This is a genomic window from Pseudomonas sp. SMN11 (assembly GCF_052041945.1).
In the GTDB taxonomy this organism is placed as follows: Bacteria; Pseudomonadota; Gammaproteobacteria; order Pseudomonadales; family Pseudomonadaceae; genus Aquipseudomonas.
The window spans coordinates 1-23,713 of the sequence record NZ_JBKGGW010000057.1; the positions used below are offsets into that span (position 1 = coordinate 1).

General features: G+C 64.2%; 23 protein-coding genes. 12 read left to right on the forward strand and 11 right to left on the reverse strand.

Annotated features, from left to right (window positions below; translation table 11 throughout):
• From scpB to ACLEJU_RS27530, 4 genes are all read right to left on the reverse strand, one after another.
• On the reverse strand, positions 1-758 hold a 758-nt coding region (scpB, locus tag ACLEJU_RS27515; RefSeq protein WP_440776764.1), incomplete at its 3' end, for an SMC-Scp complex subunit ScpB.
• Positions 745-1,470, reverse strand: coding sequence for a segregation and condensation protein A (locus ACLEJU_RS27520; protein WP_435425086.1), 726 nt, complete (start codon positions 1,468-1,470; stop codon positions 745-747). The genes scpB and ACLEJU_RS27520, both read right to left, overlap by 14 nt.
• 128 nt (positions 1,471-1,598) lie before the next feature.
• Positions 1,599-2,228, reverse strand: coding sequence for an L-threonylcarbamoyladenylate synthase (locus tag ACLEJU_RS27525; RefSeq protein ID WP_085675920.1), 630 nt, complete (start codon positions 2,226-2,228; stop codon positions 1,599-1,601).
• A 13-nt stretch (positions 2,229-2,241) separates the two neighbouring features.
• Positions 2,242-3,102: a PHP domain-containing protein gene (locus tag ACLEJU_RS27530; protein ID WP_435425074.1), complete on the reverse strand. Its 861-nt coding sequence runs from the start codon at positions 3,100-3,102 to the stop codon at positions 2,242-2,244.
• A 67-nt stretch (positions 3,103-3,169) separates the two neighbouring features.
• Here ACLEJU_RS27530 and ACLEJU_RS27535 point away from each other — a divergent pair, with 67 nt between their 5' ends.
• The 5 genes from ACLEJU_RS27535 to ACLEJU_RS27555 all read left to right on the forward strand — a co-directional run bounded on the left by ACLEJU_RS27535 (position 3,170) and on the right by ACLEJU_RS27555 (position 6,812).
• Positions 3,170-3,763: a septation protein A gene (locus tag ACLEJU_RS27535; RefSeq protein WP_218278067.1), complete on the forward strand. Its 594-nt coding sequence runs from the start codon at positions 3,170-3,172 to the stop codon at positions 3,761-3,763.
• A gap of 1 nt (position 3,764) precedes the next feature.
• On the forward strand, positions 3,765-4,064 hold the full coding sequence (locus ACLEJU_RS27540) for a YciI family protein (protein ID WP_008091826.1): 300 nt from the start codon (positions 3,765-3,767) through the stop codon (positions 4,062-4,064).
• 129 nt (positions 4,065-4,193) lie between these two features.
• Positions 4,194-4,871: a response regulator transcription factor gene (locus ACLEJU_RS27545; protein WP_110636848.1), complete on the forward strand. Its 678-nt coding sequence runs from the start codon at positions 4,194-4,196 to the stop codon at positions 4,869-4,871.
• Positions 4,872-4,995: 124 nt separating this feature from the next.
• Entirely contained in the window at positions 4,996-5,412 is a 417-nt protein-coding gene (locus ACLEJU_RS27550) for a Spy/CpxP family protein refolding chaperone (protein ID WP_159411586.1), read from the forward strand.
• A 59-nt stretch (positions 5,413-5,471) separates the two neighbouring features.
• Positions 5,472-6,812 (forward strand): ATP-binding protein, encoded by a 1,341-nt coding sequence (locus tag ACLEJU_RS27555; RefSeq protein ID WP_435425075.1) that lies wholly within the window; start codon positions 5,472-5,474, stop codon positions 6,810-6,812.
• A 118-nt stretch (positions 6,813-6,930) separates the two neighbouring features.
• On the opposite strand, the gene ACLEJU_RS27560 is transcribed toward ACLEJU_RS27555, so the two are convergent.
• Positions 6,931-7,488: an NAD(P)H nitroreductase gene (locus ACLEJU_RS27560; protein WP_435425076.1), complete on the reverse strand. Its 558-nt coding sequence runs from the start codon at positions 7,486-7,488 to the stop codon at positions 6,931-6,933.
• Between the two features lie 102 nt (positions 7,489-7,590).
• Here ACLEJU_RS27560 and ACLEJU_RS27565 point away from each other — a divergent pair, with 102 nt between their 5' ends.
• On the forward strand, positions 7,591-9,045 hold the full coding sequence (locus tag ACLEJU_RS27565; protein WP_435425077.1) for a TrkH family potassium uptake protein: 1,455 nt from the start codon (positions 7,591-7,593) through the stop codon (positions 9,043-9,045).
• Here ACLEJU_RS27565 and ACLEJU_RS27570 read toward each other — a convergent pair.
• A complete protein-coding gene (locus ACLEJU_RS27570) occupies positions 9,002-10,063 on the reverse strand; it encodes an AraC family transcriptional regulator (protein WP_435425078.1) in 1,062 nt (353 codons plus the stop codon). The two genes, ACLEJU_RS27565 and ACLEJU_RS27570, sit on opposite strands and share 44 nt — an antisense overlap.
• A 155-nt stretch (positions 10,064-10,218) precedes the next feature.
• Here ACLEJU_RS27570 and ACLEJU_RS27575 point away from each other — a divergent pair, with 155 nt between their 5' ends.
• Entirely contained in the window at positions 10,219-10,530 is a 312-nt protein-coding gene (locus ACLEJU_RS27575) for an Mpo1-like protein (protein WP_435425079.1), read from the forward strand.
• Here ACLEJU_RS27575 and ACLEJU_RS27580 read toward each other — a convergent pair.
• The gene (locus tag ACLEJU_RS27580; RefSeq protein WP_159411591.1) at positions 10,527-11,339 is read right to left on the reverse strand and encodes a UDP-2,3-diacylglucosamine diphosphatase; all 813 of its coding nucleotides are present in this window, start codon (positions 11,337-11,339) and stop codon (positions 10,527-10,529) included. The two genes, ACLEJU_RS27575 and ACLEJU_RS27580, sit on opposite strands and share 4 nt — an antisense overlap.
• A 126-nt stretch (positions 11,340-11,465) precedes the next feature.
• Here ACLEJU_RS27580 and ACLEJU_RS27585 point away from each other — a divergent pair, with 126 nt between their 5' ends.
• Positions 11,466-12,230 carry a helix-turn-helix domain-containing protein gene (locus ACLEJU_RS27585; protein ID WP_435425080.1) on the forward strand — a complete coding sequence of 255 codons (765 nt, stop codon included), beginning with the start codon at positions 11,466-11,468 and terminating at the stop codon, positions 12,228-12,230.
• 180 nt (positions 12,231-12,410) lie between these two features.
• Entirely contained in the window at positions 12,411-13,301 is an 891-nt protein-coding gene (locus ACLEJU_RS27590; protein WP_435425081.1) for a DMT family transporter, read from the forward strand.
• Here ACLEJU_RS27590 and ACLEJU_RS27595 read toward each other — a convergent pair whose 3' ends face one another.
• The gene (locus ACLEJU_RS27595) at positions 13,302-13,583 is read right to left on the reverse strand and encodes a SelT/SelW/SelH family protein (protein ID WP_435425082.1); all 282 of its coding nucleotides are present in this window, start codon (positions 13,581-13,583) and stop codon (positions 13,302-13,304) included.
• 67 nt (positions 13,584-13,650) lie between these two features.
• On the opposite strand from ACLEJU_RS27595, the gene ACLEJU_RS27600 reads away from it, so the two are divergent.
• Positions 13,651-15,837, forward strand: a complete 2,187-nt coding sequence (locus ACLEJU_RS27600; protein WP_435425083.1) for a patatin-like phospholipase family protein — start codon at positions 13,651-13,653, stop codon at positions 15,835-15,837.
• 32 nt (positions 15,838-15,869) lie between these two features.
• On the opposite strand, the gene ACLEJU_RS27605 is transcribed toward ACLEJU_RS27600, so the two are convergent.
• Both ACLEJU_RS27605 and recQ read right to left on the reverse strand, forming a co-directional pair.
• Positions 15,870-16,307: a MarR family transcriptional regulator gene (locus ACLEJU_RS27605; protein WP_103446399.1), complete on the reverse strand. Its 438-nt coding sequence runs from the start codon at positions 16,305-16,307 to the stop codon at positions 15,870-15,872.
• Positions 16,308-16,445: 138 nt separating this feature from the next.
• Positions 16,446-18,590: a DNA helicase RecQ gene (gene recQ / locus ACLEJU_RS27610; RefSeq protein ID WP_159411596.1), complete on the reverse strand. Its 2,145-nt coding sequence runs from the start codon at positions 18,588-18,590 to the stop codon at positions 16,446-16,448.
• A gap of 245 nt (positions 18,591-18,835) precedes the next feature.
• Between recQ and ACLEJU_RS27615 the strand changes: the two genes are divergently transcribed.
• A complete protein-coding gene (locus ACLEJU_RS27615; RefSeq protein WP_012315632.1) occupies positions 18,836-19,423 on the forward strand; it encodes a YecA/YgfB family protein in 588 nt (195 codons plus the stop codon).
• Between the two features lie 7 nt (positions 19,424-19,430).
• Positions 19,431-19,796 carry a YbaN family protein gene (locus tag ACLEJU_RS27620; protein ID WP_435425084.1) on the forward strand — a complete coding sequence of 122 codons (366 nt, stop codon included), beginning with the start codon at positions 19,431-19,433 and terminating at the stop codon, positions 19,794-19,796.
• A 121-nt stretch (positions 19,797-19,917) separates the two neighbouring features.
• Here ACLEJU_RS27620 and ACLEJU_RS27625 read toward each other — a convergent pair.
• A partial coding sequence (locus ACLEJU_RS27625) for an Ig-like domain-containing protein (RefSeq protein ID WP_440776765.1) occupies positions 19,918-23,713 on the reverse strand: 3,796 nt, incomplete at its 5' end.

Sequence of the window (23,713 nt, forward strand, 5' to 3'; positions counted from 1 at the left end):
TTGCCCTCGTCCTCCACCGAGGCCTCAGGTTCTTCCTCGCGAAGGTCATCGAAATCGGTCTTCAGGCCTTCTTCCATCTGATCAAGCTCAACCAAAAGGCTGCGGAAGCTGGTCTCCTCCTTTGGCTCACCGACTGCCTCCTCTTCACCCAGGCTGGCATCGGCCAAGGCCTGAATATGCGCAGGCACCGGGGCATCATCCGGGTCGAGCAGCGGCTCCGGCTCCATCTCGCGCAGTTCGGCCAGCGCTGGCAGCTCGTCCAGGCTCTTGAGGTTGAAGTGATCGAGAAATGCCTTGGTGGTTGCGAACATCGCCGGGCGCCCGGGCACCTCGCGGTAGCCGACCACGCGAATCCACTCGCGCTCCATCAACGTCTTGATGATGTTGCTGTTGACCGCCACGCCGCGCACATCCTCGATCTCGCCACGGGTGATGGGCTGGCGGTAGGCAATCAACGCCATGGTTTCGAGCAAGGCCCGGGAATAACGCTGCGGGCGCTCCTCCCACAGCCGGCCAACCCAGGGCGCGAAATCTTCACGAATCTGCAAGCGGTAACCGGTGGCCACCTCCTTGAGCTCGAAAGCCCGCCCGGCGCAGGACTTGGCGAGCAATTCCAGAGCTTTCTTGAAGACCTTGGGCTCAGGGCGCTCGGCCTCTTCGAGCAGCTCATAGAGGCGCTCGAGGGACTGCGGCTTGCCCGAGGCGAGCAGGAAGGCTTCGATCAGCGACGCCAGGTCGCGGGGTTCATTCAGATTCATCAGGTTCTTCGACAGACTCGGGGCGTAGCCGCACATGGATCGGCGCAAAGGGTTCATTCTGCACCAGTTCGACCAGCGACTCCTTCACAAGCTCAAGGATCGCCATGAAGGTCACCACCACGCCAAGCTTGCCCTCCTCGGGCGTGAACAGCTCGACGAACGGCACAAAGGCGCCGCCTTTGAGGCGCTCCAGCACGTCGCTCATGCGCTCGCGGGTAGATAGCGTCTCGCGGGTGATCTGGTGGCTCTCGAACAGGTCGTTGCGGCGCATGACTTCGGCCATGGACACCAGCAGCTCCTCCAGGCTGACCTGCGGCAGCAGCTTGCGCACCTTTGCCTGGGGCGCGTCAAGACGCGGCACGACGATCTCGCGGCCCACCCGCGGCAGCTCGTCGATGCCTTCGGCGGCGGCCTTGAAGCGCTCGTACTCCTGCAGGCGGCGGATCAGCTCGGCGCGTGGGTCGCCCTCCTCTTCTTCGACCTCGGCCGAGCGCGGCAGCAGCATGCGCGACTTGATCTCGGCGAGCATGGCGGCCATCACCAGGTACTCGGCGGCCAGTTCCAGGCGCACGCTCTTCATCAGTTCGACGTAGCCCATGTACTGGCGGGTGATTTCCGCTACCGGGATGTCGAGGATGTCGATGTTCTGCTTGCGAATCAGGTACAGCAGCAGGTCCAGTGGGCCCTCGAAGGCTTCGAGGATGACTTCCAGAGCGTCCGGCGGAATGTACAGGTCCACCGGCATTTCGGTCAGCGCTTCGCCGTAGACCAGCGCCAGCTGCAACTGCTGTGGCGGCGGCTCGATCTGTTCGGCCGGCGCCTCGGGTGCTTCCAGCTGGCTCACGCGTTGACCATGAACGGCGTGGGGTCGCCGCAGCCTTCGCGGATCAGTTCAGGCTCGTCCCCGGACAGGTCGATGATGGTCGAAGCCTTGAGGTCGCCGAAACCACCGTCGATGACCAGGTCAACATGGTGCTCCAGGCGCTCGCGGATCTCGTAGGGGTCGGTCATCGGCTCGGTGTCGCCCGGCAGGATCAGGCTCACGCTCATCAGCGGCTCACCCAGCTCGGCCAGCAGCGCCAAGGTAATAGCGTGGTCCGGCACGCGCAAGCCGATGGTGCGGCGCTTTTCATGCAACAGCAGGCGCGGCACTTCGCGGGTACCGTTGAGGATGAAGGTATAGGGCCCGGGCACATGGGCCTTGAGCAGGCGGAAGATGCCGGTGTCGACCTTGGCGTACAGCCCCAGCTGCGACATGTCGCAGCACATCAGGGTGAAGTTGTGGGTCTTGTCCAGGCCGCGCAGGCGGCGCACCCGCTCGATCGCCGCCTTGTCGCCGATCTGGCAACCCAGGGCATAGGCCGAGTCGGTCGGGTAGACCACCACGCCGCCCTTGCGGATGATCTCCACCGCCTGGCGGATCAGGCGCGGCTGGGGGTTCTCCGGATGAATCTGGAAAAATTGGCTCACGAAGTCGTCCTGTTCATAACGCCATAGGCTGTTCATGGCTGAATCGACGCCACAGAGGTGGCAAGTCCTCGGGCAATGGCCGGTAGGCACCGATCTCGCCCCAGGTGCCGGGGCCGTGGAAATCGCTGCCAGCGCTTGCCAGCAGGCCAAACTCACGGGTAAGGATGGACATCGTGCCCACCTGCTCGGCCGGCATCATCCCGTTGACCACTTCAAGCGCCTGCCCGCCTGCCTGAATATAGTCGGCAATCAGCCGCCTGCGCTTGCTGCGGGTCAGATCGTAGTGCATGGGATGTGCAAGGCTCACCCAGGCGTTGGACTGGCGCAGGGTGGCAACAGTTTCCTCGAGCGTCGGCCAGTGCTGCTTGACGTCGCCCAGCTTGCCGGCCCCCAGCCACTTGCGGAAGGCCTCGGCACGGTCCTTGACATGGCCGGCGCGGACCATGAATTCGGCAAAGTGCGGCCGCGCCGGAGCGTTGCCGCTGTCCCCCAGTTCCTGCTGCACGGCCCGCGCGCCGTCGAGGGCGCCCGGCATGCCCTTGGCCGCCAACCGTTTGTCGATTTCCTCGGCGCGCAACCAGCGGCCACGGTGCAGGGCCTCGATAGCCTTGAGCAACGGCGGGGCATCGAGCGGGAAATTGTAGCCCAGCACATGAATGGTCGCGCCGCCCCAGGTGCACGACAGCTCTACCCCACTGACCCAGCGCATGCCGTGCGCATGGCAGGCCTGGCGCGCCTCGGGCAGGCCTTCGAGGGTATCGTGGTCGGTCAGTGCCAGCGTTTGCACCCCGTGCTCATGGGCCCGGGCGACCAGGTCCGTGGGCGACAGGGCGCCGTCGGAGGCCGTGCTGTGACAGTGCAGATCAACATTCATGGAGGAGCGCTTTCGCTGGATTCGATGTTTGTTATTATGCCGTCACATCCCGATTCTGGCTGCCATTGTGAAACAATTCATCGATTTCATCCCGCTGCTGCTGTTCTTCATCGTCTACAAGCTCGACCCACGTCCGCTGGACGTCGCCGGCCACAGCTTCGAGTTCGGCGGCATCTACAGCGCCACGGCGATGCTGATCATCAGCTCGCTGGTGGTGTACGGCGCGCTGTTCCTGCGTCAGCGCAAGCTGGAAAAAGGCCAGTGGCTGACCTTGGTCGCCTGCCTGGTGTTCGGCGGCCTGACCTTGACCTTCCACAGCGAAACCTTCCTCAAGTGGAAGGCGCCGGTGGTCAACTGGTTGTTCGCCCTGGGCTTCGCCGGTAGCCACTTCATCGGCGACCGGGTGCTGATCAAGCGCATCATGGGCCACGCGCTGACCCTGCCCGATGCCATCTGGTCGCGCCTGAACGTGGCCTGGATCGCCTTCTTCGTGTTCTGCGGCGCCGCCAACCTGTTCGTGGCCTTCACCTTCCAGGACTTCTGGGTCGACTTCAAGGTGTTCGGCAGCCTGGGCATGACCGTGATCTTCCTGGTGGCGCAGGGTGTGTACCTGTCGCGTCACCTGCACGACGACCCTTCCACCTCCAAACCCAAGGATTGACATGCTCTACGCCATCATCGCCAGCGACGTCGCGAACTCCCTGGAAAAACGCCTGGCCGCACGCCCGGCGCACATCGAGCGCCTGCAACAGCTCAAGGCCGAAGGCCGCGTGGTGCTGGCCGGCCCGCACCCGGCCATCGACAGCAACGACCCAGGTGAAGCCGGCTTCAGCGGCAGCCTGATTGTCGCCGAGTTCGACTCCCTGGCCGCCGCCCAGGCCTGGGCCGATGCCGACCCGTACATCGCCGCGGGCGTGTACGACAAGGTCATCGTCAAGCCGTTCAAGCAAGTCCTGCCCTGACCGGCCCCCGCGTCGCCGATCACGCTGGCGACGCGGCCTGCCCCGCTCGAATTCACAGTCGTCCCCAGTCTGCGGTATCTTTGCCACTGGCGAGCGCGTCAGACGCCGTCGATTTGAATTGAGTGAGTCATGAGCGAGCTGTTACTGATTGATGATGACCAGGAACTTTGCGAGCTGCTCGGCAGCTGGCTGACCCAGGAAGGGTTTGCGGTCCGCGCCTGCCACGATGGCCAGAGCGCGCGACAGGCGTTGGCCGAGCAGGCCCCGGCGGCCGTGGTGCTGGATGTGATGCTGCCCGACGGCAGCGGCCTGGAGCTGCTCAAGCAGCTGCGCAGCGAACACGCCGAGCTGCCGGTGCTGATGCTGTCGGCCCGCGGCGAACCCCTGGACCGCATCCTCGGCCTGGAGCTGGGCGCCGACGACTACCTGGCCAAGCCCTGCGACCCTCGTGAGCTCACCGCCCGGCTGCGCGCCGTGCTGCGCCGCAGCCACCCCACAGCCACCACCACCCAGCTGGAGATCGGCGACCTGGCGTTCAGCCCGGTGCGTGGCGTGGTCAGCATCGATGGCCGCGACATGAGCCTGACGCTGTCCGAAAGCCGCATCCTCGAGGCGCTGCTGCGCCAGCCGGGCGAGCCGCTGGACAAACAGGAGCTGGCGCAGATCGCCCTGGGGCGCAAGCTGACCCTGTATGACCGCAGCTTGGACATGCACGTCAGCAACCTGCGCAAGAAAGTCGGCCCACACCCCGATGGTCGGCCGCGGATCGTGGCACTGCGTAGCCGCGGCTACTACTACAGCCTGTAAACCTGCTTGGGGCCGCCTGTGCCCCATCTTTACCCTGCCTTTACCGTCCGCTGACTGCGCTTGACCTTGATCTCCCTAGACTGAGCTCATCCGGTAAACACCGGCCCATGACAGGAGAGACACCATGCGCAAGACCCTTATCGCCCTGATGTTCGCCGCCGCCCTGCCGACTGTGGCCATGGCCATGCCTGAAGGCGGCCCGCGTCACGACGGCCCGCATCATCGCGGTGATGCGCCTTTCGCCCAACTGGACCTGAGCCGCGACCAGCGCCAGCAGATCGGCAAGCTGATGGGTGAGCAGATGCAGCACCGCCGCGAAATCACCGAGCGCTACCTGGACAAGCTGCCGGCAGCCGACCAGAAGGCCATGAAAGACGAGCTCAAGGCCAGCCACGACAAGACCGACAGCCAGGTGCGCGCGCTGCTCAAGCCTGACCAGCAGAAGAAGTTCGACGAACTGCAGAAGGAACGCGAAGCTCGCAAGGCTGAATGGAAGGAGTTCCAGGCCTGGAAAGCTGAAAAAGCTGGCAAGGCCCAGTAAGCTGTCCCCCAATGCCCGGCCCGCCCTCAAGCGGGCCGGGCTTTTCCCGTTTTCAGGAGGTGCTCTTGCGTTCTCTGTTCTGGCGCATCCTGGCCAGTTTCTGGCTGGCTATCACCCTGGTCGCGGGGCTGTCGATCCTGCTGGGCCACATGCTCAATCAGGACGCCTGGATCCTCAGCCGCCACCCGGGCCTCAAGACCATGGCCAGCCACTGGGCCAAGCATTACGAGCAGGAGGGCCTGGAGTCTGCCCAAGCGTTCCTGGAGCGACGCAAGGAGCGCTACAAGATCGATGTGCAGGTGCTCGACGACAGCGGCGATGCCGTGGTGCCCGGCACCTTCCCGCGCCGCGCGGCGGCATTCGAGGCGCGCCAGCACAATGACGAGCGCCGCCTGCCTTGGCGCCGATTGACCGAGGAATACACCAGCCCCGACAGCGGCAACACCTATCTGTTGATCTACCGCATCCCGCACCCAGAGCTGGACGCCTGGCACCGCGAGAGCCTGCTCTGGCCGTTGAGTGCCCTGGGTATCGCGTTGGTGGTGCTGACCTTGTTCAGCTTGTTGGTGACCCTGTCGATCACCCGCCCGCTCAGCCGCCTGCGCGGCGCCGTGCACGACCTTGGCCAAGCCAGCTACCAGCAGAACAGCCTGGCCCGCCTGGCCGCCCGGCGTGACGAGTTCGGCGTGCTGGCCAAGGACTTCAACAAGATGGGCGCGCGCCTGCAAAGCCTGATCGGCAGCCAGCGTCAACTGCTGCGCGACGTGTCCCACGAGCTGCGCTCACCACTGGCCCGCCTGCGCATTGCCCTGGCCCTGGCCGAACGCGCCGAAACCGAACAGCGCCTGGCCCTGTGGCCACGCCTGACCCGGGAATGCGACCGCCTGGAAGACCTGATCAGCGAAATCCTGACGTTGGCCCGGGTCGATGCCGAGCAGGCCCATGCCGAGCCTGTCGACCTCAACGCGCTGCTCGGCAGCGTGCGCAAGGACGCTCAGCTCAGTGCGCCGGAGCAGGAAGTGAAGCTGGAGGCGCAGCCGGGGCTGACGCTGCAAGGCTGGCCGACGCTGATCGAGCGTGCTGTGGACAACCTGGTGCGCAATGCCCTGCGCTTCAACCCGGAGGGGCAACCGATCGAAATCAGTGCGCAGCGCGAGCAGGAGAAAATTATGCTGAGCGTGCGTGACCATGGGCCGGGGGCGGCGCCGGAGCATTTGGCGCAGTTGGGTGAGCCGTTCTTCCGCGCGCCAGGGCAGGAGGCAGCGGGGCACGGGCTGGGGCTAGCCATTGCGCGCAAGGCGGCCGAGCGGCATGGCGGGAGCCTGGTGCTGGAGAATCACCCGCAGGGTGGGTTCGTGGCCAGGTTGGAGTTGCCACTGACCGTTGTGACAGGCAGTTGAAGTGATGCTGGACCCACCGGCCCTTTCCCGGCTAAACCCGCTCCCACTGGGTTCACTCAGGCCTGAAGCCAGCGCCGAACCCTGTGGGAGCGGGTTTACCCGCGAAGAAGCCAGCGCGTTACTCGCCCCAGACGCTGACGTACTCGGCGGTTTCCAGAATCGGCGCCGTACGCGGTTCGGCCATCGGCGTACCGACATACAGGTAGCCAATCAACTCTTCATTCTCGGCCAGGCCCAGCCCTTTGTGCACATGGGCATCGAAGGCCATGTCACCCGTACGCCACACCGCGCCGATCCCCTGGGCATGCGCCGCAATCAGGATGCCATGGGCCGCGCAACCCGCCGCCAGGCGCTGCTCGGACTTGGGCACCTTGAAGTGGTCCTGCAGCTTGGCGATCACCACGATCAGCAACGGCGCACGCAGCGGCATCGCGCGTGCCTTGTCCAGCGCAGCCGGGCTGGCGTCGCCCTTGTGCTGCACCGCTTCGGCGAACAGTTCACCGAGCTTGTCGCGGCCCTGACCCTCGATGGTCAGGAAGCGCCACGGCCGCAACTGGCCGTGGTCCGGTGCGCGCAGGGCGGCCTGGAACAGCGCCTCGCGCTGGGCCTCATTGGGCGCAGGTTCGGTCAGGCGCGGCACGGAAACACGGTTGAGCAATGCGTCGAGAGCCTCCATCGGCTACCCTCCTGGCAGGTGAATGTGCGGCCATTCTAGCGTTTACATCACCAGACCCATAGGTAGAATGGCGCCCTTCCGTTTCGAGTCAGAGCAGATCACATGGCGTTGCCGACCTTAAGGATCATTGGTTTCATCATCGGCATCTTCCTGATTACCCTCGCCGTCGGCATGGCCGTGCCGATGGCAACGCTGGTGATCTTCGAGCGCACAGGCGACATGCCGTCGTTCCTCTGGTCCAGCCTGATCACGTTCATCGCAGGCCTGGCCTTGGTCGTCCAGGGCCGCCCCGAGCACGTCCACCTGCGCCCGCGCGACATGTACCTGCTGACCGTCAGCAGCTGGGTGGTGGTGTGTATTTTCGCCGCTCTGCCCTTCCTGCTGACCCAGCACATCAGCTACACCGACGCCTTCTTCGAGAGCATGTCCGGCATCACCGCCACCGGCGCCACGGTGCTCAGCGGGCTCGACACCATGTCACCGGGCATTCTGATGTGGCGCTCGATGCTGCACTGGCTCGGCGGCATCGGCTTCATCGCCATGGCGGTGGCGATCTTGCCGCTGCTGCGCATCGGTGGCATGCGCCTGTTCCAGACCGAGTCGTCGGACCGCTCGGAAAAGGTCATGCCGCGCTCGCACATGGTCGCCAAGTCGATCGTCGGCGTATACGTCGGCTTCTCGATCTTTGGCGCACTGGCCTTCTGGTGGGCGGGCATGAGCCCGTTCGATGCCATCAACCACGCCATGTCAGCGATCTCCACCGGCGGTTTCTCCACCTCTGACCAGTCGCTGGCCAAATGGGACATCCCCGCCGTGCACTGGGTTGCAGTGGTGGTGATGATCCTCGGCAGCCTGCCCTTCACGCTGTACGTGGCGACTTTGCGCGGCAACCGCAAGGCCCTTATCCGCGACCAGCAGGTTCAAGGTTTGCTGGGCATGCTGGTGGTCACCTGGATCGTGCTCGGCACCTGGTACTGGTACACCACCAACCTGCACTGGCTCGACGCCCTGCGCCACGTGGCGCTGAACGTGACCTCGGTGGTCACCACCACCGGCTTCGCCCTGGGCGACTACAGCCTGTGGGGCAACTTCTCGCTGATGCTGTTCTTCTACCTGGGCTTCGTCGGCGGCTGCTCCGGCTCCACCGCCGGCGGTATCAAGATCTTCCGCTTCCAGGTGGCCTACATCCTGCTAAAGGCCAGCCTCAACCAGCTGATCCACCCACGCGCGGTAATCAAGCAGAAGTACAACGGCCATCGCCTGGACGAAGAAATCGTCCGCTCGATCCTGACCTTCTCGTTCTTCTTCGCCATCACCATCTGCGTCATGGCCCTGCTGCTGTCGCTGTTGGGCGTTGACTGGATGACCGCACTGACTGGCGCTGCCGGCACTGTGTCAGGCGTGGGCCCAGGCCTCGGCGAAGTGGTCGGCCCTTCGGGCAACTACTCGACGCTGCCGGATGCCGCCAAATGGGTGCTGTCGACCGGTATGCTGCTCGGCCGCCTGGAGATCATCACGGTGCTGGTGTTGTGTATGCCGGCGTTCTGGCGTCACTGACCTCGGCGGGCTCCGCCCCCAGCCGGGCGCGGTATTCGCTGGGAGTCACATCGAACCAACGGCGAAACGCCCGGTAGAAGTTGCTCGGGTCGGCAAAGCCCAGCAGGTAGGCGGTTTCCAGCAGCGTCATGCCTGGCTGGGCCAGGTATTGCTCGGCCAGTTCGCGGCGGGTGTCGTCGAGCAAGGTCTGGAAGCTGGTGCCCTCTTCCTGCAAGCGGCGCTGCAAGGTGCGCTGGGACAGGTGCAGGGCCTGGGCCAGAGTTTCGCGCTTGGGTTCGCCTTGCGGCAGGATGCGGCACAGCACCTGGCGCACCCGGTGAGTCACGCGGCTTTCCGAGAAACGCGCGAGGTATTCGCCGGCAAAGCGGTCATGCAGGATGGCCATGGCTTCGTTGGCGGTGGGCAATGGCGCTTCCATGTCGGCCCGCTCGAACACCAGTGCATCGTGGGGAGCACCGAAGACAAGCGGGGAATGGAACGCCACCTTGTACGGCTCGATATCCTTGGGCTGCGGCCCTTGCACCAGCACCCGCCGCGGCTGCACCGGACGCCCACTGAGCCATTTGCACAAGGCCAGCGCGCAGGCCAGCGAGGCTTCGGCGCTGTGCCGGGTGGGCGGCAAATGATCGCCATGCACGGTCAGAATCAGCGAATAGCCTTCAGGGCCGAGGATGAAACTCAGGTCCGAGCTTTCGGCAATGATGCGCTGGTAGCGCACCAGCCGCTCGAAACCTTCGGCCAGAGTGCGGCTGGACATCAACGCATAGCCCACCACATGAAACGAAGCCGGGCGCACCACCCGCGCCATGTTCAAGCCGATGGCCTCGTTGCCCGAGAGTTCGACCGCCAGTTGCCAGAGGCGGGTCATGGCGTCCTGCGGGAAGCGTGCATCCGGGTCGTCGAGTGCAGCGAAATCCAGCCCCAGTTGCTTGAACATGGCCGGGCAATCGAGCCCTTCCAGCTCCAGCGCCTTGACAATCCCTGATGCCCAGCTGGCTGACGTGGTTCTTTCACTCATGGCAGGCTTCTTATACTGACCGCTTCATGCGGTGAACCCCAAGGATACTCATTTGGCGCCTATTGTCACTGGCCGGCACCGCCAATGACTCTAGACTCGATTCAGGCTCCACGCCGTGTATCCTGTCCAAAAGTGATAATCCCGGAGCACTGCCCATGACCAGCACCGCGCAGTTTCGCAGTTTCGCCGAGTTCTATCCGTATTACCTGGGGGAGCACAGCAACCCCACCTGTCGACGCCTGCACTTCGTCGGCACCAGCCTGGTGATTGCCTTGCTTGCCTACACCCTCGGTAGCGGCAAGTGGTGGCTGCTGCTGGCCGTACCGTTTTGCGGGTACGGCTTCGCCTGGGTCGGGCATTTCTTCTACGAACGGAACAAGCCGGCAACATTCAAGCACCCGTGGTACAGCCTGATCGGCGACTTCGCCATGTTCCGCGACATACTGCTCGGCAGGATCAGCCTCTAGGCCGGCTCGCGCAGGGCCGTCGCGGCTTCGGCCTGGCGGGCCTGTGCGTCGGCCAGCCGGTACAGCTCGATGCTGCCATCCCAGTGCTCGATCAGCGCCGTGCACGACTCCACCCAATCGCCACAATTGAGGTATTCCACCTCCCCCACCTGGCGAATCTCGGCATGGTGGATGTGTCCGCACACCACGCCATGAAAGCCGCGACGGGTGCATTCATGGGCAATGGCATCCTCGAAGTCGCTGATGAAGTTCACCGCACCCTTGACCTTGTGCTTGAGGTACGCCGACAGCGACCAGTAGCCATACCCGTAGCGCGCACGCCAATGGTTGAGCCAGCGGTTGAGCACCAGTGTGAATTCGTAGGCACGGTCGCCGAGGAAGGCCAGCCAGCGGTGATAGCGGGTAATCACGTCGAACTGGTCGCCATGGATCACCAGCAGGCGACGGCCATCGGCGGTCAGGTGCTCGGCCTCGTCCACCAGCTGGATGTTGCCCAGCATCAGCTTCGAGTAACGCCGCAGAAATTCGTCATGGTTGCCGGTGACATAGATCACCTCGGTGCCGCGCTTGCTCATGGTGAGCAAGCGGCGGATCACATTGGTGTGGGCCTGCGGCCAGTAGATGCCGCTGCGCAGCTTCCAGCCATCGATGATGTCGCCGACCAGGTAGACGCGGTCGGCCTGGTAGCCCTTGAGGAACTGCGACAGGTGTTCGGCCTGGCAGTCACGTGTGCCCAGGTGCACGTCGGATATCCACAAGGTGCGCACGCGTTGCTTGCGTGACGGGCGAGAGAGTTCGACATGGGTCATGGGCAGGCTCCGGCGCTGTTTGCTGGAGACTGGCAGGCACAGATGACAGGTTGGTGGCAGGGATGTGACGAGTGATGGTCTGCCACGAATGCGGCACAATGGCTGACAGCTCCACGAGGATGCCCCATGGCCGGCCCGATACTTTCCTTGCGCCATTACCGCGATGAGCTGATCGCTCACAGTCACGAGCACCCGCAATTGGTGTTCGGCCTGCACGGCCGCCTGGATTTCGAGGTGCAGGGCCACGGCGCCAGGGTTGCCCGCCAGGGGCTGATGGTGGTGCCCGCTGGCGCCCATCACACTTGCGCCAGCGACGTCGGCAGCGATTGCCTGGTGCTGGATGTGCCTGGAGAACACTGGTTGCACGAGCAACTGGGGGCGCATGCCGACACCAGCCGACGCCTGCTCGATGAGCCTGGCGCACTGGGGCTGGATGATCGCCAGCAGCAACTGGTGGACTGGCTGGCCGCGAGCCCCATGGACGACCCGCTGATCGCCCGGCAAGGCGCGGTGCTGTTGCTGGCCAGCCTCAACTCCAGCGCCTCGGCCAGGGTCACGCCCAGCCATCGCCTGCCCTATGCCGCATTCGATGCACATATCGAACAGCGGGCGGCGTACCCCTTGCAAGTGGCCGACCTGGCGCGCATCGCCGGTTTGTCCATTGCCCGGCTGCATGCACGGTTCAGCGCCGAATGCGGCATGACACCGATGGACTATATCCGCCAGCGGCGCCTGCTCAAGGCAAAGCGGCTGGTCACGCAGACCTTGCTGCCGATGGGTGAGATTGCGGTTCAGGTGGGATACAGCTCGCAGAGCGCCTTTTCAGCGGCGATGCTGCGGGCGTTTGGTTGCTCGCCGCTGGCCATGCGGCGAGAGCCTGGCGACAATTGACGGCAGGATGGCGACAGAATGCATTGGCCTGGGGCATTACACTTTGCCTGCACCGGCCCTTTCGCGGGTAAACCCGCTCCCACAGGGATCTTGCAGATTCTGAAACCAGTGCAGTACTTGTGGGAGCGGGTTTACCCGCGAAGAGGCCAGCAAAGCCAGTAAAGAATCAAAGGACTTGCAATGAACCACCGCACCGCCCTCGGCGCCCTGCACATCGGCGCGTTGTTCTTCGGCCTGACCGGCGTCTTCGGCAAACTGGCCGCCAGCGCCAGCCCGGCAATCATCGTCTTTGGCCGTGCCGCCTTCGCCGTGCTGGCCCTGGCGCTGTTCGCCAGCCTCACCGGCCCCGGCTGGCGACGCCTGAACGGCCAAGACGTACGCCGCCTACTGCTCGGTGGCGTACTGCTGGCCGGCCATTGGGTCAGTTTCTTCATCGCCGTGAAGGTCGGCGGCGTGGCCATTGCCACCCTGGGCTTTGCCAGCTTCCCGGCCTTCACGGTGATCCTCGAAGGCCTGCTGTTCCGCGAGCGCATCCGTCGCAACGAAGGCGTGCTGGTGGTGCTGGTCAGCATCGGCCTGATCCTGGTCACCCCGGCATTCGACCTGGCCAGCCAGGCCACCGGTGGCCTGCTCTGGGCCTTGCTTTCCGGCTTACTGTTCTCGCTGCTGTCGCTGACCAACCGTGCCGGCTCGGGGCGCTTGCCCGCCGTGCAGGCGGCGCTGTGGCAGAACCTGGTAGTCGGCTTGTGCTTGCTGCCCTTCGCTGGCCCGGGGCTGAGCCAGGTCGCCCGCATCGACTGGTTGTGGATCGCTTTGCTCGGAGTCTTCTGCACCGGCGTCGCCCACAGCCTGTTCGTGGCCAGCCTGGCGGTGATCAAGGCGCGCACCGCCGCCGTAGTGTTTGCCATGGAGCCGGTCTACGGCATCGCTGTGGCCTGGGCGGTATTTGCCGAAACGCCAACCCTTCGCATGCTGCTGGGCGGCGTGCTGATCATCTTCGCCATCGTGCTGTCGAGCCGCATGGCCGCCGAACAGCCACCCCGGCACAAGGCCGTGGCCGAGGGCGCCTGATCAGCGATCGTTGTGGCCCAGGTCGCGCTGCGGGTCGATCTGGTCGCGCACGCGCTGCTTGAGCACCTTGGCTTCGGGGAAGCCCCCGTCGGCCTTGCGCTCCCAGATCTGCACGCCAGCGCAGGTGATGCGGAAGATGCCGCCGGTGCTCGGTTCCAACGCCACCCGGGCAAGGTCATCGCTGAAGGTACTGAGCAGTTCCTGGGCCAGCCAGGCGGCACGCAGCAGCCATTGGCACTGCGTGCAATATGTGATGACGATTTCCGGCTTGTTGTCGGCCATGCTGAGGCATCTCCAGGTGATGGGCCGCTTATACTAGCGGTCTTTAGCCTTCGGTTTGAGACTCACGATGCGCCGCCTGCTGTTATGCCTTTTGCTGACGCTCACTGCCCTCACCGTATTCGCCGCCGAGCCTGCCCGCCCCAAGGTCGGCCTGGTGTTGTCTGGCGGTGCCGCCCGTGGCCTGGCCCATATCGGTGTGCTCAAGGCCCTGGAAGAACAGGGCGTGCACATCGACGCCATCGCCGGCACCAGCATGGGCGCCGTGGTGGGCGGGTTGTATGCCTCCGGCTACAGTATCGAGGAGCTGGAAAAACTTGCCACCACCCTGGACTGGCAGCAGGCGCTGTCCGATGCACCGCCACGGGAGGACGTGCCGTTCCGGCGCAAGCAGGATGACCGCGACTTCCTGGTCAAACAGAAGCTGAGCTTCCGCGACGACGGCAGCCTCGGCCTGCCGCTGGGGGTGATCCAGGGCCAGAACCTGGCGCTGCTGCTGGAAAGCAAACTGGCCCACACCGCCGACATCCGCGACTTCGACAAACTGCCGATCCCCTTCCGTGCCGTGGCCACCGACATCGCCAGCGGCGAGAAGGTGGTGTTCAGCCGTGGCCACCTGCCGCAGGTGATTCGCGCAAGCATGTCGATCCCGGCGGTGTTCGCCCCGGTCGAGCTGGATGGCCGCCTGCTGGTGGATGGCGGCATGGTCGATAACATCCCGCTCGATGTGGCCCGGGAAATGGGCGTCGACCTGGCCATCGTGGTCGACATCGGCACCCCGCTGCGTGACCGCAAGCAACTGGCCACGGTGGTCGACGTGCTCAACCAGTCGATCACCCTGATGACCCGGCGCAACTCCGAGGAGCAACTGGCCAGCCTGCACCGCGATGACATCCTGGTCCAGCCACAGTTGGCCGCCTTCGGCGTCACCGACTTCGGCCGTGCCCGGGACATGATCGACGCTGGCTATCGCGCCACCCGCCTGCTCGACCCACGCTTGGCCGCGCTGCGCCAACCAGAGAGCGACGCCAGCCTGGCTGTGGCCCGCTCGCCGGGCCAGCGCACGCCGGTGATCACCGCGATCAGGATAGAAAACGACTCGAAAGTCAGCGACGATGTGATCCGCTATTACATCCGCCAGCCAATTGGCGAACCTCTGGCGCTCGACCGTCTGCAGACCGACATGGGCACCCTGTATGGCCTGGACTACTTCGACCGGGTGCAGTACCGCGTGGTGCACAAGGGCGACGACAACATCCTGGTGATCAACGCCCGCGGCAAACGCGGCGGCACCGACTACCTGCGCCTGGGCCTGAACCTGTCGGACGACCTGCGCGGCGACAGCGCCTTCAACCTCGGCGCCAGCTACCGCATGAACGGCATCAACCGACTGGGCGCGGAATGGCTGACCCGTGCCCAGATCGGTGATCAGCAGGAGTTGTACAGCGAGTTCTACCAGCCGCTGGACGTGGGTTCGCGCTACTTCGTCGCGCCCTATCTGGACTTCGGCTCGCAGAACATCGAGGCAACTCTGGACAACGACCCGATCGCAGAATACCGGCTGGAGCGCTATGGCTTCGGCCTCAACGTCGGCCGTCAGATCGGCACATCCGGCGAGGTGCGCCTGGGCGTGGGCAAGGCCTGGGGCGAGGCCGACGTGCGCATTGGCGACCAGGACCTGCCCAGCGTCAGCTTCAACGAAGGCTTCTACGAGCTGAAATACTCGTTCGACACCCTCGACAACGTGTACTTCCCGCACAATGGCGAGGACGTCGGCCTGACCTTTCGCAAGTACGACAAGTCGCTGGATTCGGACGAGGACTACCGGCAGTGGCTGCTGAACCTGGACAAGGCATTCAGCGTCGGCCCGAACACCTTCGTGCTGGGTGGGCGCTATGGACGCACGCTGGACCCGACGGAGGTGGTGACGTCGAGCTTCGTGCTGGGTGGCGCGAGGGAGCTGTCGGGCTTCCGCCAGGACTCGGTGTCAGGGCAGAACGTCAGCCTGCTGCGGATGGTGTACTACCGGCGCCTGACGCCCCGGGCTTACCTGCCTCTGGACTTCCCGTTGTATATCGGTGGGTCGCTTGAGCGCGGGCGGGCGTGGAACAACGACAACGCGTTCGACAGTGGCTACATCAATGCGGCGAGCATCTTCCTGGGGCTGGAGACGCCGCTGGGGCCGTTGAACCTGAGTTATGGCGCCAATACTGCAAATGAGCAGGCGGTGTATTTGAACCTGGGGCACACCTTCTAGATGGCCGGGGCCGCTTTGCGGCCCCAGAAAATTCAGGATTTTTCGAGGTTGGCGAGGATCTTGGCGTGCACCCGCATGCACACTTCCAGGTCCGCCTCATCCACGCCCGTGAACAGCTCCAGGCGCAGGGCATTAGCGATGGTCTCGATCTGCTCGATCAGCGGCTTGGCCGGTGGGCACAACTGGATCTTCTTCGCCCGCCGGTCCTCCATCACCGCCTGGCGACGCACCAGCCCCTGGCCTTCCAGGCTGTCGAGCAGCCGCGCCAGGGTCGGGCCTTCAACGCCTACGCTCTGCGCCAATTCGCGCTGGGTGGGCGCTTCTTCGAAACGGGCCAGGTGCAACAACACCAACCAGCGCGCCTGGGACAGATTGAGCCCGGCCAGGCGGCGATCCAGCTCGGCACGCCAGCCACGGGACATCTGCGCCAGCTGCATGCCGAAGCGGTGTTGGTTGTCGGTCAGGGGCATAAGCAACTCATAGACTAGAACTAATTATTAGTCAGCTAACCATGCTCGGGGGCATCAGGCAAGGCTGCCCACCTCGGAAACGTCCGATAATCGTCAAAAAGGATGACAAACATCAGCAGTTGACGGAAATGCCGCCCATCAAAGCTCGAACTCCGCCGCCAGCGCCGCACGCACGCAATACAGCACGCCTTCCGGCACCCGTGCGCCGAACAACGGGGCAATCGCCGACACTGGCGGCAACTCACCCTCGCCATCGAGGAAGGCATCCTGCACTTCCATCATCAGGTCTTCCGGCAGGTCCAGTGCCTGCTCCAGGCTCAGCTCCTGGCGGCCGAGGGCTTCGGCCAGCAGGCTGTAGACGTTCTTCTCGCTGCAATTGAGCTGCCCGGCGATCTGCGCCGGGGTCATGCCGGCGCGGGCCAGGCTGACCAGCTCGTGGCGCAAGTCGAGCACCACCTTCGGCGCCTCTTCGGTGCCACCGGCGCCATTGAGCACTTCGAGGAATGCCTGGCCATAGCGCTCCAGCTTGCGTGCACCCACGCCGCTGACCTGGGCCATGTCGCTGAGGCTGGTCGGCTGGCTGCGGAGCATTTCCAGCAGGGTGGAATCGGGGAAGATGACGTAGGGCGGCACACTGTGCTCTTCGGCCAGCTTGCGCCGCAGGGTGCGCAGCGCCTCCCACAGTTCGCGCTCCTCGGCCCGTACCAGCTGGCTGGCCGGGCTGCCGCCGCTGGAGGACGTCTTGGCCACGGTCTGTGGCTTGAGGTCGCGGCGCAGCTGCAGGTTCACCTCGCCGCGCAGTAGCGGCCGGCAGCTGTCGGACAGGCGCAAGCCACCATAACCTTCCAGGTCAATGTCGACCAGGCCGCGCGCCACCAGCTGGCGGAACAGCGAACGCCACTCGGCCTCGGCCAGACCCTTGCCGACGCCGAACACCGATAGTTTCTCGTGACCGAAGTTGCGCACCTTCTCGGTATCCTTGCCCAGCAGCACATCGACCAAGTGGCCCACGCCGTAGCGCTGGCCGGTGCGGAACACCGCCGACAACGCTTGGCGGGCCGGCTCGGTGGCGTCCCAGGTCTGGACCTGGTCGACGCAGTTGTCGCAGTGGCCGCACGGCTGTTCGAGGGTTTCGTCGAAATAGGCCAGCAGCGACTGACGGCGGCAGCGGGTTTCTTCGCACAGGGCCAGCATGGCGTCGAGCTTGTGCTGCTCGATGCGCTTGTGGCGCTCGTCACCCTCGGAGTTCTGCAGCATCTGCTTGAGCATCACCATGTCCTGCAGGCCGTAGGCCATCCAGGCATCCGACGGCAGGCCGTCACGGCCGGCACGGCCGGTTTCCTGGTAATAGGCCTCGAGCGACTTGGGCAGGTCGAGGTGGGCAACGAAGCGCACATTGGGCTTGTCGATGCCCATGCCGAAGGCAATGGTGGCGACCATGATCAGCCCTTCCTCGTTGAGGAAGCGGTGTTGGTTGGCGGCGCGCGTCTCGGCGGCCAGGCCGGCGTGGTACGGCAAGGCCGGGAAACCTTGCTCGCAGAGGAACGCAGCGGTTTCATCGACCTTCTTGCGCGACAGACAGTACACGATGCCGGCATTGCCACGTCGCTCGCCAAGGAAGGCCATCAGCTGCTTGCGTGGCGCCTCCTTGGGCACGATGCGGTAGAAGATGTTCGGCCGGTCGAAACTCGACAGGAAGCGCTCGGCACCCTGCAAGTGCAGGCGCTGGACGATCTCCTCGCGGGTCCGCATGTCGGCGGTGGCGGTCAGGGCGATCCGCGGCACATGGGGGAACAGTTCGGCCAGTTGCCCGAGCTGCAGGTACTCCGGGCGGAAGTCATGGCCCCATTGCGAGACACAATGGGCTTCGTCGATGGCGAACAGCGAAATGTCGAGGTCACGCAGGAAGTCCAGCATGCGCGGCTGCACCAGGCGCTCGGGCGCCAGGTAGAGCATCTTCACCTCGCCCCGGCGCAGACGCCCGGCCAGGTCACGCTGCTGCTCCGGGCTCAGGGTGGAATTCAGCGCCGCTGCGGCGACGCCGAGTTCGTCGAGGGTGGCGACCTGGTCGTCCATCAGCGCGATAAGCGGCGACACCACGACCGTCAGGCCCGGGCGCAACAAGCCAGGCACCTGGAAGCACAGGGACTTGCCGCCACCGGTAGGCATGAGCACCAAGGCATCGCCGCCATTGGCCACGCATTCGATGATCGCTGCCTGGCGCCCGCGGAAACTGTCGTAACCGAAGATATCCTTGAGAACGCGCTGAGCCTGTTCGAGCATGTGCAACTCCACAAATCGCCGTACCATCCTGGACACAGGCTGGACGAAAAACCCGCCCCGCACACGCCAAAAACGTAAGCGGCTTTTGCCAGAGGGTGGGGAAAATCCGCCCCTGGATGAAAAACGGCGGAGTATACCGTAGTGACGGCCCGCACAGGATGCCCAGTGACAGACGTTCCCTTTGCCCCGCTGCCGCCGCAAGGTGCTAGAATTCACTATCGTTTATTCCCCAAGGTAGCCCTGTAATGTCCTTCGCCGAGCAACTGACCCGCCTGCAAGCCTTCCTCGACGCCGACGAGCTGCACGAAGAAGCGCTGGACTACGTCGCCGCACACGGCTACCTGACCGCGCTGTCGATCTGCTCCGAGGATGTCCCCGAGCGTGAATGGATCGACGCGCTGTTCGCCGAAGAACCCCATTACGCCAGCGATGCCCAGCGCACCGAGATCGAAGCGACGCTGGTGGCCCTCAAAGGCCACATCGCCCGCCAACTGGCCAGCGACGAGGAATTCGACCTGCCATGCGACCTGGACCTGACCGACGAGCCAGACGATTCCGACCTGCGCGGCTGGTGCATCGGCTTCATGGAGGGCGTGTTCCTGCGTGAAGAGGCCTGGTTCGAAAACGCCGAGGAAGAAGTCAGCGAAATGCTGCTGCCGATCATGGTCGGCTCCGGCCTGTTCGACGAACAGCCCGAGTTCGCCGACATCGCCAGCAACGCCAACCTGCAGGACGACATGATCGTGCAGATCCCGGAGGCACTGAGCGCGCTGTTCCTGCTGCTGCACGCTCCAGACGAGAAGCCGGCGCTGCTCAAGCCACGCCACCACTGAGTCGGCCGTGCGCTACCTGCTGCTGGCCATCGGCTGGCTCAGTGTTGCGCTGGGGGTGCTGGGGATCTTCCTGCCGGTGTTGCCCACCACCCCGTTCCTGCTGCTGGCGGCAGCCTGCTTCGCCCGCAGCTCACCGCGCTTTCACGATTGGCTGGTGAACCATCCCAAACTTGGGCCGTGGATACGTGACTACCTCAGTGGCGAGGGCATTCCGCTCAAGGGCAAGGTCTACGCCATCGGGCTGATGTGGGCAAGCATCGGCTTGTCCTGCTACCTGGTCCCGTTGTTCTGGGCCAGGGCCTTCATGCTCACCAGTGCGGTACTGGTAAGCCTGTATATCCTCAAGCAGAAGACCCTGCGTCGATCAGGCTGAGCCCTGCTATCGCCTGTTCCGGCCCCTTCGCGGTACAAGCCCGCTCCTACACGGGCCATCGCTTACCTGTAGGGGCGGCGGTGCGGCGATCCGACTTGACCCGCGAAGAGGCCGGACCTGCTTACACCGTATCAACCTTCAATGAATGATCGTTGATCATCCCGTTGATGATGGTCGCCGTATCATGCCCCGCCGAAATCACCCCGCCCGCCCCTGCCGTCACGCCATAGTGCTGGGCCAGGTCGACACCCGCCAGGTCGATGGTCTGGGTCGGCGCCGCGCCGGCCACGCTGCTCACCTCGATGGTCGAGACCACATCGCTGCCACTCCCGCTGACCTTGAAGTGCAGGTAGTCATCCAGCGAAGCCGCCGTGGCATTCTCGCCCTGCAGCAGCTGCGACAGGTCCAGGTGGTCGCTGCCCGGGGTGAAGTCAGTGACCGTGTCATGCCCGGTGTCGCCCTTCTGCCAGACGAAGGTGTCGTTGCCGTTGCCGCCGGTCATGATGTCATCGCCCGGCCCGCCGATGAGGGTGTCGTTGCCGTCACCCCCCTTCAGCACGTCGTTGCCCAGCCCGCCATTGAGCACGTTGTCACCGGCGTTGCCAATCAAGGTGTCGTTGTAGTCGGAGCCGATCAGGTTCTCGATGCTGACCAGGGTGTCGATGCCGGCGCCGTGGGTGTTCTGCGGGCCGCCCAGGCTGAGGTCTACGGTGACCGCGCTGGTGGCCGAGGCATAGCTGACGGTGTCATTGCCGGCCCCGCCGTCGAGCAGATCGTTGCCGGCGCCTCCGATCAGCAGGTCATTGCCATTGCCGCCGTACAGTTGATCGTTGCCTGCACCTCCCACCAGCACATCATGGCCGTCCCCCCCGTTGAGAATGGTGTCGGCGTTGCTTGCCATCAACACATCATTGCCTGCCGTGCCGTTCAGGGTAGTCCCGGACTGGTAGGTGATATCCACCGCACCGGTAGCACTGCCGCCATGACCATCGGTGACCGTGTAGCTGGCCTGATGTACTTCGTTCACGGCGTTGCTGTAATCGACCAGCAGGCTCAGCTTGTAGCTCTCGTCAGCCTTGCTATGGTCCGACGGGTTGATCTGGTTGACCAAATGGATGCTGTACACACCGTCGTGGCTGGCGGTGAAGCTGCCGCCATCGGCAATGGGCTGGTAGCTGCCGTTGGCATCCTTCCACTCCAGGCTCACGTTGCCGTCAGGGCGATCATGGTCCAGCTGCAGAGTCTCGCCCTTGCGCAGGCTGACAGTGATTACATCCTCGCCGTTGGCGTTGCTGCTGCTGATGTTGCCGAGGTAACCGAGCACCACCAGCGCCGCCGTCATGCTACCGGTTGCCGTGGTGAAGGCGCTGCGCTCCAGGGCTTTGACCTGGTTGTCGAGCGTGTTGCCATGGCCATCGAAGGAGATGCTGGAAACGCTGTTGCCGAGAGTGAAGCCTGCCCCCTTGCTGGCAAAGTTTGTATCGACGGTGATCGGAGCCGCACTCAGATGGTCGTTGTCGGCGTCGCTGTCGTTGGCTAGCAGCGCTTCGGACGGCACGGTGATACTGGCACCGGTGATATTGGTAATCACATGGTCCGCGCCTGCCACCGGCGCATGGTTGCCATTGATCAGTACCAGCAAGTCGGCGCTGCTGGTATCGCCGTCGTTGTCACTGACCATGAAACCGAAGCGTTCGGACTGCAAGTAGTCAGCGCCCTTGGGCGGAGTGTAGGTGAACTCGCCGCTGTCCATGTTCACCAGCAAGCTGCCCCCCAGGCTGGTCTTGATGGTGAGCGTATTGCCGGTGGTGTCGAAGCTGGCGTTATCTGCGCCACCGCTGGCCAGGTAACCGCCCTGCCCGGCGTTGGCTTTTGGGTCGTACGTGTAGGTGGTGCCGTCCACCAGCAGTGCCTTGATGAAGCCGCCATCGGCACCAAAGGTGCCATCGCTGAGCAGGCTGCCGGTAATCGGCGAGCCCTGGACGGTGCCTGACAGCACGCCATGGAGCTGGTTGAAGTCGGTGACGATGACCGCGTTGGTGTCAGTATGGCTGCTGCCGTCATAGGCCAACGGGTTCAGATTGCCCGCATTGATATCCTTGCCCAGGCCAATGGCGTACGACTTGATGCCATTGTTGTCGAGGAACGTTTCCCAGGTGGTTTCGCGGGAAGCGGTGATGGCATGCCCGGAGCTGGGCTCGCCATCGGAGAAGAAGTAGCTGACGTTCTGCGCGCCGGCCAGCTTGCCATTTTGGGAGAAGGCCGTCTGGGCAGCCGTGGCCGCACTGTCGTAGTAGGTCGAACCACCCGCGCGCAGGCCGTTGACGATCGATTTGGCGGCGTCAATGCTGACCCACTCGGCCGACTGGATCTGCGCGCCACCACTGAAGGTGACGATCTGCACCTTGATGTCGCCCATGTCTTCGTACTTGTCGAGCAGTGCAGCGATGGCCTGCTTGGCCGCATCCAGGCGGGTCAGGCCGGGTATGCCGGAAGCAAAATCCATGCTGCCGGACACATCGATCACCAGCAGGATGTTGGAGTCCACCTGGCCCGGCGTGATGCTGCGCTCGGCGCAGATCGCATTGGGTACATCGTCGACAATGGTGATGGCAATGTTGCTGGTGATGCTGTGGCCCAGCGAATCGGTGGCCTTGTAAGTGAAGTATTCGACCGTCGAATCGGCACCTGGTGTATTGGCGGGCGAGGTCAGCGTGTAGGTATAGCTGCCGTCAGGGTTGATGCTGATCTGCCCATACTGGCCGACCGCGTTGCCCACCAGGCTGTAGGTAATTGCCCCTACACCACCGGACACCGACCCCACCAGCGAGCCGGACGCCGTTTCGCCGGTCGAGCTTGGGTCACTGCCAATGGCGCTGCCTGGCGCCAGGTCGTTGCCATCCTTGTGCAGGTCCAGGGCTTTTTCGAACACCGTGATATCGCGGTCCTCGCAGGCCATGAGCCTTGCGTCGTGCACGTTGACGGTCAGGGTCGTGGTGCTTTCGTCGCCATCGGCATCGCGGATGGTGTAGACGAAGCGGTCGACGGCATCCCGCGGCGACTCCACGTCAGGGTTGGAGTGATAGACCGCGTTGCCCTTCTCGTCGATGGTCAGGTAGCCGTACTGGCCGTTCACCTGGCTGTTCAGCTGGCCGATGGCCGAAGTGGATGTGTCGCTGCCGGCACGCACGCCGACCACATAGTTGCCATCGCTGCGCACGTCGGCTCCGACCACATCGTTGTACATCACATTGCCGCGCACCTCGTCGCCCTTGTAGACGCTGACAAAATCGCAATGGGCCTGGGGCACGTCGTCGACGATGCTGATGACGATGGTACTGGTGGCCGAGTGGCCGTAGGCGTCCTGAACCTGATAGGTAAAGGATTCAGTGACGGTGTTGGCGCCATCGTTGGCATGGGTCGGTGAGTTGGCCGGCGAGGTCAGGGTATAGGTGTAGCTGCCATCTGCATTCAGGTGAATCTGGCCATACTGACCAACGGCATTGCTGACCAGGCTGTAGGACAAGGCGCCTATGCCGCCACTGGCCAAGCCGGCCAGGCTGCCAGAGGCTGTTTCGAGGGGCGAAGTCGGATCGCTGCCAGTGACCGTACCGGCGGCCAGATCGCTGCCATCCTTGTTCAAGTCCAGGGCTTTCTCGAACACCGTGGCTTCGCCATCCATGCACACTTCGATGCGCGGGTCATGCACATTGATGGTGATCGTCGTGGTGCTTTCGTCACCGTCGGCATCGCGGATGGTGTAGACGAAGGTGTCGACGGCATCTCGCGGGGACACCACGTCCGGGTTGGAGTGGTAGACCGCGTTGCCCTTCTCGTCGATGGTCAGGTAGCCGTATTGGCCGTTGACCTGGGTGTTCAGCTGGCCGATGGCCGAGGTGGATGTGTCGCTGCCCGCT